This window comes from Stenotrophomonas sp. (assembly GCF_032099025.1).
Taxonomy (GTDB): Bacteria; Pseudomonadota; Gammaproteobacteria; order Xanthomonadales; family Xanthomonadaceae; genus Stenotrophomonas.
Genome location: NZ_DAMCID010000017.1, coordinates 78,567 through 91,089, shown reverse-complemented (window position 1 = coordinate 91,089; position 12,523 = coordinate 78,567). Strand labels below are relative to the sequence as shown.

The window sequence follows — 12,523 nt, the reverse complement described above, 5'->3', positions numbered from 1 at the left end:
ATGCCCTTGCGGCGAAGTAAAGGAGGAGGGGGCGGCCGCAGGCCGACGCCGGGGGCGTCGCAGGCAAGGGTATGGCGGCCCCGCGCTCGCCCCACCGGCAGCCGCTGTTGAGCGACCTTCACCGGCAAGGGCATGGCGGCCCCGCGCTTGATCCGCCGGCAGCCGCGTCTGCTTCAACGCGAGCGCTTTCTAAGACGAGCGTTTTTTATGCTCTTTTTACGCCGCACGCCGCTGACGGGCGTGGAGCGTTTACGCCGGTGAGGACCACCATGGCGCCCTGACGTGGAGTGGTTCCACCTGGACGTCCCATGAGCCTGACCCTGTTCGCTGTCCGTATCGCCGCCGCCCTGCGCGCGACGCCTTCCTTTTCCCGCTGCTGAGATCACGACGATGCCTGCCTGGCTTTCCCTGGTGTGCGGCGTGCTGGTGCTCGTCGCTGCGGCCTACCTGCTGTACGTCGTGCTTCGGCCCGAAACCTTCTGACCGGAGCCGACCATGACCGAGATCCTGTTGATCCTGCTGGCCAGCATCGTGCTGGCCTTTCCGCTTGGGCTGTACCTGGCCCGGGTAATGCGCGGTGGCCCGATGCGCGGCGACGCGTTGTTCGCGCTGCTGGAAAAGCCGCTGTACGCCCTGCTGGGGGTGAATCCCGCGCGCGGCATGAGCTGGCGCGGCTACGTGGCCGCCTTCCTGCTCAGCAACGTGGTCATTGCCGTGCTGGTGCAGACGGTGTTCATGACCCAGGCCTGGCTGCCGTTCAATCCCGACCAGATTCCCAACATGCGGTGGGATACGGCACTGCACACGATGGTGTCGTTCCTCACCAACACCAACCAGCAGCATTACTCCGGCCAGGCGCAGCTGTCCTACTTCGCGCAGATGACCGCCATTACCGGCCTGCAGGTGGTGACGCCGATGATGGGGCTGGCGCTGGTGGTGGCCACCTTGCGTGCACTGTTCGGCAAGGCGCCCGAGGGCGATGCCGCCGAGGCGGACCTGCCCGCCGACCGCCGCATCGACGTTGGCAACTACTACGCCGACGTGGTGCGTTCGTGCGTGCGCTTCATGCTGCCGCTGTGCCTGCTGTGGGCGGTGCTGCTGACCAGCCAGGGCGTGCCGTCCACGCTGGCCGGCGGCCCCACCGCGACGCCGATCGATGCGGCCGCCGGCATGGACGCGCAGAAGCTTCCGCTCGGCCCGGTGGCCGCGATGGTGGCGGCCAAGCAGCTGGGCACCAACGGCGGTGGCTGGTATGGCCCCAACAGCGCCATGCCGTTGGAGAACCCCACCCCGCTGTCCAACGCGCTGGAGCTGATCGGCATCCTGCTGATCCCCATCGCAGTGGTGTTCATGCTGGGCGCCTTCACCGGGCGCAAGCGCCTGGCCGCGCTGGTGTTCGGCTGCATGTTGGCCATGTCGAGCCTGTCGATCGCGGCGACGGTATGGCTGGAAGGCCATTCGGCAACGGCCGCCAGCCCGCTGCTGATGGAAGGCAAGGAAGTGCGCTTCGGCGCCGATGGCACCGGGCTGTGGGCCGCGGTGACCACGCAGGTGTCGAACGGTTCGGTGAACGGCATGCATGACTCGCTGAGCCCGCTGGCCGGTGCGGTGCCGATGATCAACATGCTGGTCAACGCGATCTGGGGCGGCATCGGCTGCGGCCTGCAGCAGTTCATCGTGTACCTGCTGCTGGGCGTGTTCCTGGCCGGGTTGATGACCGGACGCACGCCGGAACTGCTGGGCCGCAAGCTGGAAACGCCGCAGGTGCGCCTGCTCGCGCTGCTGGTGCTGCTGCAGCCGATCACGATCCTGGCGTTCACGGCGTTCACGCTGGCCATTCCGTCGATCACCGGCACCTCCAACCCGGGCTTCCACGGCGTGAGCCAGGTGTTCTACGAGTACGTGTCGGCCTTCGCCAACAACGGCTCGGGCTTTGAAGGCCTGGGCGATGCCACGGTGTGGTGGAACCTGAGCTGCACCGTGGTGCTGCTGCTGGGTCGCTACCCGGTGCTGGTGATTCCCCTGATCGTCTGCGCCCAGCTGGCCGCCAAGCGGCGCGCGCCGGAATCGGCCGGCACGTTGCAGATCGAGACCCCGACGTTCGCGCTGACGCTGATTGCGCTGATCGCCATCCTGACCGTATTGCAGTTCATGCCGGCGCTGGTGCTGGGCCCGGTTGCCGACCACCTGTCGCTGGCCTCGCGCTGAGACCCGATGTCATGAGTGCCACTCCCATGAGTACCTATCCTTTGAATGCGACTTCCCACCGCCGCCAGCGCCTGCTCGACGGCGCCGGCTGGCGCCGCGCGCTGCGCGATGCGGTGATCAAGCTCTCGCCGCGCCACCTGCTGCACAGCCCGGTGATGGCCGTGGTGATGGCCGGCACCGTGGTCAGCCTGCTGGTGACCCTGACCGGCAACGCGCCGCTGGGCTTCGGCCTGGCGGTGAGCGCGATCCTGCTGCTCACCGTGCTGTTCGGCAACTTCGCCGAAGCGGTGGCCGAAGCACGCGGCCGCGGCCAGGCGGCGTCGCTGCGGCGCGCCCGCCAGGACCTCAGTGCACGCCGGTTGTCCGCGGCGCATGCCGGGGCCAGCGAAACCCAGGTGCCGGCGGCGGAGCTGCGCCCGGGCGACCACGTCATCATCAGCGCCGGCGAGCTGATTCCGGCCGATGGCGAAATCGTGCAGGGCCTGGCCACCATCAACGAAGCGGCGGTGACCGGTGAATCGGCCCCGGTGCTGCGCGAGGCCGGCACCGACCGCAGTGGTGTGATCGGCGGTACCAAGGTGCTGTCCGACCAGATCATCGTCAAGGTCACGGCCGAGCCGGGGCACAGCTTCCTGGACCGCATGATCGCGCTGGTGGAAGGCGCCAACCGGCAGAAGACGCCCAACGAAGTGGCGCTCACGCTGCTGCTGGCGGCGATGACGCTGACCTTCCTGGTGGTGGTGGCCACGCTGCCGGCGATCGGCGCGTTCGTCGGGGTGAAGGTGGATCCGCTGCTGTTGATCGCGCTGCTGGTGTGCCTGATTCCGACCACCATCGGCGGCCTGCTGCCGGCGATCGGCATTGCCGGCATGAACCGCGCACTGGCCGCCAACATCCTGGCCAAGTCCGGCAAGGCGGTGGAAGTGGCCGGCGACGTGGACGTGCTGCTGCTGGACAAGACCGGCACCATCACCTACGGCGACCGCCAGGCCAGCCACTTCCATGCGCTGGCCGGGATCGATGCGGCCCAGCTGCGTGAAGCGGCACTGCTGTCGTCGCTGGCCGACCCGACCCCGGAGGGCAAGTCGGTCGTGCGCCTGGCGCGCGAACAGGGCTGCACCACGGTCGAGCCGGACCGCGCGGAGTATTTCGCCTTCAGCGCACAGACCCGCATGTCCGGTGTCGATCTGGACGGCGGCCGGCGCATCCGCAAGGGCGCGGCCGATGCGATCACGGCTTACGTACGTGAGCTGGGCGGCACGGTGCCGGCCGAGCTGGCCGGGCGCGTGGAGCAGGTGGCGCGCAATGGCGCCACGCCGCTGGTGGTGTGCGAGGGCCGCTACGTGCTGGGCGTGATCGAGCTGTCGGATGTGGTCAAGCACGGCATGCGCGAGAAGTTCGCGCAGCTGCGTGCGATGGGTATCCGCACCGTGATGATCACCGGCGACAACCCGCTCACCGCTGCGGCCATCGCGGCCGAGGCCGGGGTGGACGACTACATCGCCGAAGCCCGCCCGGAAGACAAGCTGGCCCGCATCCGCGCCGAACAGGCCGGCGGCCGGTTGGTGGCGATGGTGGGCGACGGTACCAACGACGCACCGGCGCTGGCGCAGGCCGACATCGGGCTGGCCATGAATTCGGGCACGCAGGCGGCCAAGGAAGCCGGCAACATGGTGGACCTGGATTCGGATCCAACCAAGCTGCTGGCCGTGGTGGAAGTGGGCAAGCAGCAGTTGATCACACGCGGCGCGCTGACCACCTTCTCGCTGGCCAACGACGTGTCCAAGTACTTCGCGATCCTGCCGGCGCTGTTCGCCGCGACGTTGCCGGCGATGGCCACGTTGAACGTGATGCACCTCTCCAGCCCCCGCAACGCGGTGCTGGCTGCGTTGATCTTCAACGCCCTGGTGATTCCGGCGCTGATTCCGCTGGCACTGCGCGGGGTGCGTTTCCGCCCGGCCACGGCCACCGCGCTGCTGCGCCGGAACATGCTGGTGTACGGCCTGGGCGGCGTGCTGCTGCCGTTCGCGGCCATCAAGTTGATCGACCTCCTCCTCTACTCGGTATTTGGCGCATGAACCGCTCCGCTGCTGCTCCGCTGTCCCGCCCGGCACGTGCACGCGCCGCCCTCGCCATCACGCTGCAGCACCGTGCTGCGCTGCGCCCGGCCATCGGCCTGGGCGTGGCCAGCCTGCTGGTCCTGGGCCTGGCCTACGCGGTGGCCACCACCGGCCTCAGTGGCGCGTTGTTCCCGGCGCAGGCCGATGGCAGCCTGCTGGTCCGCGACGGCCAGGTGCGCGGCTCGCGCCTGATCGCCCAGCCCTTCGTGGGCGATGGCTACTTCCAGTCGCGACCGTCCGCGGCCAGCTACGATCCGATGGCAGCCGCCGGCAGCAACCTGGCGCGCAGCAACCCTGCCCTGCAGGAACGCGTGCGCGAGGCTACCCAGGCAACGGCGGTACGCGAGGGCATTGCGGTGGCGCAGGTGCCCGGTGACCTGGTGACCCAGTCCGGCGCCGGCATGGACCCGGAGATTTCGCCGGCGGCGGCGGCCGTGCAGGTGGCGCGCGTGGCGCGCAGCCGTGGGCTGGGCAGCGAACAGGTGCAGGCGCTGGTGAAGGCGCATACGCAGGGACCGCAATGGGGCGTGTTCGGGCAGCCGCGGGTCAACGTGATGGAACTCAACATGGCACTGGATGCGTCGACGCCGTGATGCGGCAATGGCGCTGCCGGGCGCACAATCGCTCCCTATGACCGACTCCAGAACCCGACAGGCCGACGCATTGGTGGAACGCCTGCAGCGCGAGGCCGGCGGCAAGCTCACCGTGTTCCTGGGCGCCGCGCCCGGCGTGGGCAAGACCTACAGCATGCTCGGCCGCGCGCACGAGCAGCTGCGCCGTGGCGTGGACGTGGTGGTGGGGCTGGTGGAGACCCACGGACGCGCCGGGACATCGGCACTGCTGGAGGGCCTGCCGCAGGTGCCGCTGCTGCAGCGCGACTACCAGCAGCATGCGCTGCAGGAAATGGACCTGGATGCGGTGCTGGCACGCCGCCCGGCACTGGTGCTGGTGGACGAGCTGGCCCACCGCAACGTGCCGGGCAGCCGCCATGAACGGCGCTGGCAGGACGTGATGGAGCTGCTGGATGCCGGTATCGACGTCTGGACCACCCTCAACATCCAGCATCTGGAAAGCCTCAATGACGTGGTGATGCGCATCACCGGGGTGCGGGTCAGCGAGACCGTGCCCGATGCGGTACTCGACCGCCTGCACGACATCGTGCTGGTGGACCTGCCGCCGCGCGAGCTGATCGAGCGCCTGCAGCAGGGCAAGGTGTACGTGCCCGAACAGGCGGCACAGGCCCTGCAGGCGTTCTTCTCGCCGGCCAACCTCACCGCGCTGCGCGAACTGGCCATGCAGGAGGCGGCCGACCGCGTGGACACCAGCCTGCGCGAAACCCGCGCAGCTCGCGGCGAAGGCAACCTGCCACTGCGGCGGCGCGTGCTGGTGGCGATCGATGGCGGCGGCCAGAGCGAATACCTGGTGCGCGTGGGCCGGCGTATCGCCGAGCGCCGCGATGCGCCGTGGACGGTGGTGACCGTGCAGCGCCGGCGCGAGGACGACAACACCCGCCGCGAGATCGATGCGGCGTTCGCCCTGGCACGGCGGCTGGGCGGCGAGGCCGAGCTGCTGCATGGCCCCAGCATCGCCGATGCCCTGCTCGACCACGCCGCGCACAACAGCGTTTCCACCGTGGTGCTGGGCCGCACCCGCGAGCGGCCGTTCGCACGCATGCTCAACCGCACCCTGACCCAGCAGCTGATCCAGCGGGGTGCGCACCTGGAGATCACCATCATCGGCACCCCGCAGGCGCGCGCCCGCGCACGCCGGCATGGGTTGTCGATGCCCACGCTGAGTACCGGCAGGGACACCGTGCTGGCGCTGGGCGCCACCGCCCTGGCCAGTCTGGTGGCGCTGGTGGCCGAGCGCTGGGTGGGGCTGTACGACCTGTCGATGGTGTTCATCGTGGCGGTGGTGATGGTGGCCGCGCGCAGCCGCACCAGTGCGGCGGTGATCGCCGCGGCGCTGTGTTTCCTCGCCTACAACTTCTTCTTCATCGCGCCGCGCTTCACGTTTGCGATCAGCGCGCGCCAGGGGGTGATCACCGTCTTCCTGTTCCTGGCCGCCGCGCTGGTGGCCGGCCGGCTGGCCTCGCGCCTGCGCATGCAGGTGCTGGCGCTGCGCGCGGCCAACCGGCACGCCAACGCCCGCCAGGTGCTGGGCGGGCAGCTCACCCGCGCGGCCAGCAACGAGCAGGTGGCGCAGGCAGGCCGCCAGGCGCTGGAGCAGGCGTTGGATGCACCGGCATGGCTGCGCATCGGCGCGGACACCAGCACCAGCGGCAGCGCCGCGCCGGGCGACACCGACCTGGCCGCCGCCGACTGGGCGCACCGCCACGGCCAGCCCAGCGGCCGCTTCACCGACACCCTGGCCGGCGCGGAGTGGTGGTTCCTGCCGCTGCTGGATGGTGACAACCGCGCCATCGGCGTGGCCGGCATGCGTTTCGCACGCGGCGTGGCGCGGCTGACCCCGGAGCAGCGCCAGCTGGCCGAGGCGATGGTGGACGACATCGCGCAGGCCGCCCTGCGCACGCGGCTGGTGGCGGACCTGGAGAAGGCCCACGTCAGCAACGAGACCGAGCGCCTGCGTTCGGCACTGCTGTCGTCGGTGTCGCACGACCTGCGTTCGCCGTTGGCGGCCATGATCGGTTCGGCCGACAGCCTCTCCAGCTATGCCGATGCGATGGATGCCGTCGACCGCCGCGCGCTGCTCGACACCATCCTGGTGGAAGGCGAGCGGCTGGACCGCTACATCCAGAACCTGCTGGACATGACCCGGCTCGGGCATGAGGGGCTGCAGATCAACCGCGACTGGATCGGCGTGGACGAGCTGGTGGGGTCGGCCGCGCGCCGGCTGCAGCGGTACCAGCCCGAGGTGAAGCTGCAGCTGGATATTCCCAGCACGCTCGCCCCCATCTGGGTGCACCCGGCGCTGGTGGAACAGGCGGTGTTCAACGTGATGGAGAACGCGGCGAAGTTCTCCCCCCCCGGCGCGCCGGTGGAGGTACAGGCGCGCCTGGTCGAGGGCGAGCTGCGCATCGACGTGCTGGATGCAGGTCCCGGTATTCCCGACGACGAGCGGGCGCGCATTTTCGACATGTTCTACAGCGTGGAGCGCGGCGACCGGGGCCGTCATGGCACCGGGCTCGGCCTGACCATCTGCCAGGGCATGATCGGCGCGCACGGCGGCAGCGTGCAGGCCCTGCCCGGACGCGACGGACGCGGTACCCTCATCCGCATCACGCTCCCCCTGCTGCAACCCCACCCTGCCGATGATCACGACGACACCTGACCCCTCCCAAGGCGTGCCCCCGGCGCGCGTGCTGGTGATTGACGATGAAGCGCAGATCCGCCGCTTCCTCGAGATCAGCCTGCGCGCGCAGGGCTACCGCGTGCTGCAGGCGGCCAGCGGCCAGGCCGGGTTGGAGCAGCTGGTCAGCGAGGGGGCCGACCTGGTCATCCTGGATATCGGGCTGCCCGACATGGAAGGCCACCAGGTGCTGGCCGAGCTGCGCCAGTGGAGCCAGGTGCCGGTGATCATGCTCACCGTGCGCGCCAGCGAGACCGAGAAGGTGCGGGCGCTGGACAACGGCGCCAATGACTACGTGACCAAGCCCTTCGGCACGCAGGAGTTGATGGCGCGGGTACGGGCGCTGCTGCGCTCGCGCACGGTGTCGGCCGATGGGGTGTTGCCGCATTTCGACGACGGCCATCTGCACATCGACCTGGTACGCCGCGAGGTGCAGCTGGACGGCGTGCCGGTGGCACTCACGCGCAAGGAATATGCGTTGCTGTCGCTGCTGCTGCGCAACGCCGGCCGGGTGGTGACCCAGCCGCAGATCCTGGCGGAGATCTGGGGACCGACCCACCAGCACGACACGCACTACCTGCGCATCCTGGTGGGCAAGCTCCGCCACAAGCTGGGCGATTCGGCGCTGGATTCGCGCTACCTGTTCACCGAACCGGGTGTGGGGTTGCGGTTCAAAGGCTGAACATCGACCGGCGGTCGATGTTCAGCCGGTAGTGCCGACTGTTAGTCGGCAACCCGATCAGAACCCCAGTTCGACACCCGGCAGCAGGGGCTGCAGCTGTTCGCGGAACAGCGCCTTGATCCGTGCCAGCGCAGCCTCGTCGTTGCCCTCGAACCGCAGCACCAGCACCGGAGTAGTGTTGGACGCGCGCAGCAGGCCCCAGCCGTCCGGGAAGTCCGCACGCAGGCCGTCAATGGTGGACAGGCGCGCGCCGGCGAATGGCGAATCCTCCACCTGCGCCGCCGACACGAACAGCGACACCAGCGCGTGCGGGGTGCCCGATTCCACCGGCACCTTCAGCTCCGGCGTGGAAATGCTGTCGGGCAGTTCCTCGAACACCTCCGACGGCGTCTCTTCGCGCTGGGCCAGGATTTCCAGCAGGCGCGAGGCCGCATACAGGCCATCGTCGAATCCGAACCAGCGCTCCTTGAAGAAGAAGTGGCCGCTCATCTCACCGGCCAGCTCTGCATCGGTCTCGCGCATCTTGGCCTTGATCAGCGAATGCCCGGTCTTCCACATCATCGGGCTGCCACCATTGCGCAGCACGTAGTCGGACAGCTTGCCGCTGCACTTCACGTCGTAGATCACCAGCGCGCCCGGGTTGCGCATCAGCACGTCGGCCGCGAACAACATCAGCAGGCGGTCGGCGTAGATGATCTTGCCTTCGCGGGTGACCACGCCCAGGCGGTCGCCATCGCCGTCGAACGCCAGGCCGATATCGGCATCGAACCGCTTCACCGTCTGGATGAGATCTTCCAGGTTGTGCGGATCGCTCGGGTCCGGGTGGTGGTTGGGGAAGGTGCCATCCACATCGCAGTACAGCGGAATGACCTCGGCACCAATGGCCTCCAGCAGCGGCTGGGCCAGTTCGCCGGCCACCCCGTTGCCGGCATCGGCCACCACCTTGAGCGGGCGGTCCAGCTGCACGTCGTCGGCAATGCGCTGGATGTAGTCCGCGTTGATGTCGCGCTGCTGCAGGTTGCCGGGTTCGGCGGCCACGTGCAGCTGGCCGTCGCGGATGCGCTGGTACAGCTCGGTGATGGCGTCGCCGGAGAGCGTCTCGCCGCCGACCACGATCTTGAAGCCGTTGTAGTCCGGCGGGTTGTGGCTGCCGGTCACCGCCACGCAGCTGCCGGCGCGCAGGTGATAGGCGGCGAAATACACCACCGGGGTGGGCGCCAGGCCGATGTCGGTGACATCGCAGCCGGCACGGCGCAGGCCTTCGATCAGGCTGGCGCTCAGTTCCGGGCCGGACAGGCGGCCATCACGGCCCACCACGATGTCGCGCAGGCCCTGGACCTGCAGCACCGAGCCGATGGCCTGGCCAATCAGCACCGCCACCTGCGGGGTGAGCTCGCGGCCGATCACGCCACGGATGTCGTAGGCGCGGAAGATCCCTTCGGGCACCTCGTTGCCTTCGCCGGGCGGCAGCGGCGGCGGTGCGGCACCGGCAGCGGGCGCGGCCTCCAGCACCGGTTCCAGCACCAGGCTTTCACGCAGCGTGGGGCCTTCTTCGCCTTCGCTGGCGGCGGCACGGCGGCGCGGCAGCTTCACGCGGCCCTTGCCGAACTGCAGCATGCCGGCAATGGCCAGCAGCAGTACGGCGACGACCAGGCAGGAAATGGCGCCCAGGCCCAGCGGGCCCGGATCGATGTCCGGCACGGCGGCCGCCAGGCGCAGCCCGCTCTTGCCGATGGGACGGGCCAGGCCCTCTGCCCCTTCGGACAGCGCGGCGTCGCCCTGCTCGATGATGTTGTGGCCGCCCTGGCGCAGTGCCAGATAGCCATCGGATGGCACGCGCACCTGGTCGAAGGTGCCGGTCAGGCGCAGCAACGGCTGGCGCACATAGATCACGGCCGGTCCCTGCGTGCCCAGCTGCACCGGTATCGCCAGGCCGAGGCGCTGGCCGCCGGCATCGCGGACCACGCGCGTGGCCACGGTATCGCCGGCGATGGCGGCTTCCAGCAGGGCCAGGCGCGAATAACCGAAGGCTTTCGGGTCGGCATAGGCCTGCTCCAGGCCGGTGGCGAGTACTTCCACCTCTTCGGTGCCCGGCCAGCCTTCGCGCACGGCCAACGCGGTGGCGTCGGCATCGCCTGCGGCCAGTGCGGCGCTCACCCGCTCGCTCTTCACCAGCGTGCGCAACTGCGTGCTCTGGCTGGTCAGCGCGGCCTGCACGCCTTCCACGATCTGGTCGCGCGAAGCTTCCAGCGACTGCCCCACCGAGGCCTGCCGCCATTGCCGCACCCCGCTCCAGGCAAACCACGCCGCCAGCAGAGTCAACGCCCCCACCAGCAACAGCCCGTTACGCTTGCTTGTCAATCGCGGTTGTCCGTCCGCCGTTGCCTTGCTCATTGATGTTCCCCCTGTCAGCGCACCCCGGTATGGCCGAATCCACCCGTTCCCCTGGCGCTGTCGGTGAAAGTATCCACTACCTGCAGGCCCACGCGTGCAATCGGCAGCACGACCAGCTGTGCAATACGGTCACCCGGCTGCAGCGTGAAGGGCTCGCGGCCGCGGTTCCAGGCGCTGATCAGCAGCGGGCCCTGGTAATCGGCGTCAATCAGCCCGGTGCCGTTGCCCAGCACGATGCCGTGCCGGTGGCCCAGCCCGGAGCGCGGCAACACCACCGCGCACAGGTTCGGATCGGCAATGTGGATGGCGATACCGCTGGGAATGAGGGCCGTGTCGCCCGGTTGCAGGGTCAGTTCGGTCTCCAGCGCCGCGCGCAGGTCCAGCCCGGCGCTGGCTTCGGTGGCGTAGGCCGGCAGCGGCCAGCTGTCGCCGAAGCGGGGGTCGAGCAGCTTCACCTGCAGCGGCTGCAGGGACGGAGCGTGGGTCATGCGTGCAACCTCTGGGCAATCAGGGACAACAGTTGTTCGGCCAGCAGCGCCTTGGTGGTGCCGGGGAACACCTGTTCCCCACCCGGCCAGTAGGCGGTCGCTGCATTCTCATCGCTTTCGAAGCCGCCGTTTGTGATGCCCACCTGATTGGCGATCACCAGATCCAATCGCTTGTCGACCAGCTTGCCGCGCGCGTACTTCTCCACGTCGTGGGTTTCGGCGGCAAAGCCGACCACCAGCTTCAGCGACTGGGTCTGCGCGGCCACTTCGGCCAGGATGTCCGGGGTACGCACCAGTTCCAGCGTGAGGGTCTGGGTGCCGGCGGTCTTCTTCAGCTTCTGCGGGGCCACCTGGCGCGGGGTGTAATCCGAGACCGCCGCAGCGCCTATATAGATGTCGGCCGGCAGCGCATCGAGCACGGCGCTGCGCATCTGCGCGGCCGAGCGTACGTCCACCCGCTGCACGCCGGCCGGCGTGGCCAGATGCACCGGGCCACTGACCAGCACCACCTGCGCGCCCTGGCGCACGGCCGCGGCGGCCAGTGCGTAGCCCATCTTGCCGCTGCTGCGGTTGCCCACGTAGCGCACCGGGTCCAGGTCTTCATAGGTGGGGCCGGCGCTGATGACCACGCGCAGCCCCTTCAGTGCCTGCTCGGCGGCGGGCACGGTGGACGGCGACTGCAGCGCCGCCAGCGCGGCGACGATGGCGTGCGGCTCGGTGAGCCGGCCCGGGCCGGACTCGCCTTCGGCCAGCGGGCCGTCTTCCGGGCCGATCACCTGGGCGCCGCGCGCGCGCAGCAGGCCGATGTTGGCCTGGGTGGCCGGGTGCAGCCACATGCGGTGGTTCATGGCCGGGCACACGGTAAGCGGCGCGGTGGTGGCCAGGCACAGGGTGGTGACCAGATCGTCGGCATGGCCATTGGCCAGCCGCGCCAGCAGGTCGGCCGTGGCGGGGGCCACGATGACGCGGTCGGCCCAGCGGGCCAGCTCGATGTGACCCATGGCCTGTTCGGCGGCGCTGTCCCACAGGGTGGTGCGGGTGGGCTGGCCGGACAGCGCCTGGAAGCTGAGCGGGGTGACGAACTGCTGGGCCCCGGCGGTCATGGCGACCTGCACCTGGGCCCCGGCGTCGCGCAGCCGGCGCACCAGTTCCAGCGACTTGTAGGCCGCGATGCCGCCACCCACGCACAACAACAGCTTCTGGCCTTCCAGCGGGCGCGCCTGCGCCGGGGAAGCCTGGGGGGAGTCAGCCACCTGCGAATTTCCTGTCGAACCGAGGGGATTAGCTTACCCGATGGGGTGTGCGGGGCTGATGCCCCAGGG

9 protein-coding genes are annotated in these 12,523 nt (G+C 69.6%); 6 read left to right on the top strand and 3 right to left on the bottom strand.

Features of this window, described 5'->3' with window-relative positions; all coding sequences use genetic code 11:
- Positions 1-390: 390 nt before the first annotated feature.
- The 6 genes from RT456_RS13355 to RT456_RS13330 are packed head-to-tail and all read left to right on the top strand — an operon-like array spanning position 391 to position 8,319.
- Positions 391-483, top strand: coding sequence for a potassium-transporting ATPase subunit F (locus RT456_RS13355; RefSeq protein ID WP_313347417.1), 93 nt, complete (start codon positions 391-393; stop codon positions 481-483).
- 12 nt (positions 484-495) lie between these two features.
- The gene (gene kdpA, locus RT456_RS13350; RefSeq protein ID WP_313347416.1) at positions 496-2,208 is read left to right on the top strand and encodes a potassium-transporting ATPase subunit KdpA; all 1,713 of its coding nucleotides are present in this window, start codon (positions 496-498) and stop codon (positions 2,206-2,208) included.
- A 26-nt stretch (positions 2,209-2,234) separates the two neighbouring features.
- Complete coding sequence (gene kdpB / locus RT456_RS13345) at positions 2,235-4,286, top strand: potassium-transporting ATPase subunit KdpB (RefSeq protein WP_313347415.1); 2,052 nt, start codon at positions 2,235-2,237, stop codon at positions 4,284-4,286.
- Complete coding sequence (kdpC, locus tag RT456_RS13340; RefSeq protein ID WP_313347414.1) at positions 4,283-4,921, top strand: potassium-transporting ATPase subunit KdpC; 639 nt, start codon at positions 4,283-4,285, stop codon at positions 4,919-4,921. Before kdpB ends, kdpC begins: the two co-directional genes overlap by 4 nt.
- 37 nt (positions 4,922-4,958) lie before the next feature.
- On the top strand, positions 4,959-7,619 hold the full coding sequence (locus RT456_RS13335) for a sensor histidine kinase KdpD (RefSeq protein ID WP_313347413.1): 2,661 nt from the start codon (positions 4,959-4,961) through the stop codon (positions 7,617-7,619).
- On the top strand, positions 7,600-8,319 hold the full coding sequence (locus tag RT456_RS13330) for a response regulator transcription factor (protein ID WP_313347412.1): 720 nt from the start codon (positions 7,600-7,602) through the stop codon (positions 8,317-8,319). Before RT456_RS13335 ends, RT456_RS13330 begins: the two co-directional genes overlap by 20 nt.
- 57 nt (positions 8,320-8,376) lie before the next feature.
- On the opposite strand, the gene RT456_RS13325 is transcribed toward RT456_RS13330, so the two are convergent.
- Genes RT456_RS13325 through coaBC form a run of 3 tightly spaced genes read right to left on the bottom strand, consistent with a single transcriptional unit; the run spans position 8,377 to position 12,454 of the window.
- Positions 8,377-10,713: a phosphomannomutase/phosphoglucomutase gene (locus RT456_RS13325; RefSeq protein WP_313347410.1), complete on the bottom strand. Its 2,337-nt coding sequence runs from the start codon at positions 10,711-10,713 to the stop codon at positions 8,377-8,379.
- Positions 10,714-10,727: 14 nt separating this feature from the next.
- Positions 10,728-11,201 (bottom strand): dUTP diphosphatase, encoded by a 474-nt coding sequence (dut, locus tag RT456_RS13320; RefSeq protein WP_313347408.1) that lies wholly within the window; start codon positions 11,199-11,201, stop codon positions 10,728-10,730.
- On the bottom strand, positions 11,198-12,454 hold the full coding sequence (coaBC, locus tag RT456_RS13315) for a bifunctional phosphopantothenoylcysteine decarboxylase/phosphopantothenate--cysteine ligase CoaBC (protein ID WP_313347407.1): 1,257 nt from the start codon (positions 12,452-12,454) through the stop codon (positions 11,198-11,200). The genes dut and coaBC overlap by 4 nt, the downstream gene beginning before the upstream one ends.
- Positions 12,455-12,523: the final 69 nt, after the last annotated feature.

Excerpts from the sequence above, each read along its gene's own strand:
- dut (WP_313347408.1), bottom strand. The coding sequence starts at position 11,201 with ATGACCCACGCTCCGTCCCTGCAGCCGCTGCAGGTGAAGCTGCTCGAC.
- RT456_RS13325 (WP_313347410.1), bottom strand. The coding sequence starts at position 10,713 with ATGAGCAAGGCAACGGCGGACGGACAACCGCGATTGACAAGCAAGCGT.
- kdpB (WP_313347415.1), top strand. The coding sequence starts at position 2,235 with ATGAGTACCTATCCTTTGAATGCGACTTCCCACCGCCGCCAGCGCCTG.
- RT456_RS13355 (WP_313347417.1), top strand. The coding sequence starts at position 391 with ATGCCTGCCTGGCTTTCCCTGGTGTGCGGCGTGCTGGTGCTCGTCGCT.
- kdpA (WP_313347416.1), top strand. The coding sequence starts at position 496 with ATGACCGAGATCCTGTTGATCCTGCTGGCCAGCATCGTGCTGGCCTTT.
- kdpC (WP_313347414.1), top strand. The coding sequence starts at position 4,283 with ATGAACCGCTCCGCTGCTGCTCCGCTGTCCCGCCCGGCACGTGCACGC.
- RT456_RS13330 (WP_313347412.1), top strand. The coding sequence starts at position 7,600 with ATGATCACGACGACACCTGACCCCTCCCAAGGCGTGCCCCCGGCGCGC.
- RT456_RS13335 (WP_313347413.1), top strand. The coding sequence starts at position 4,959 with ATGACCGACTCCAGAACCCGACAGGCCGACGCATTGGTGGAACGCCTG.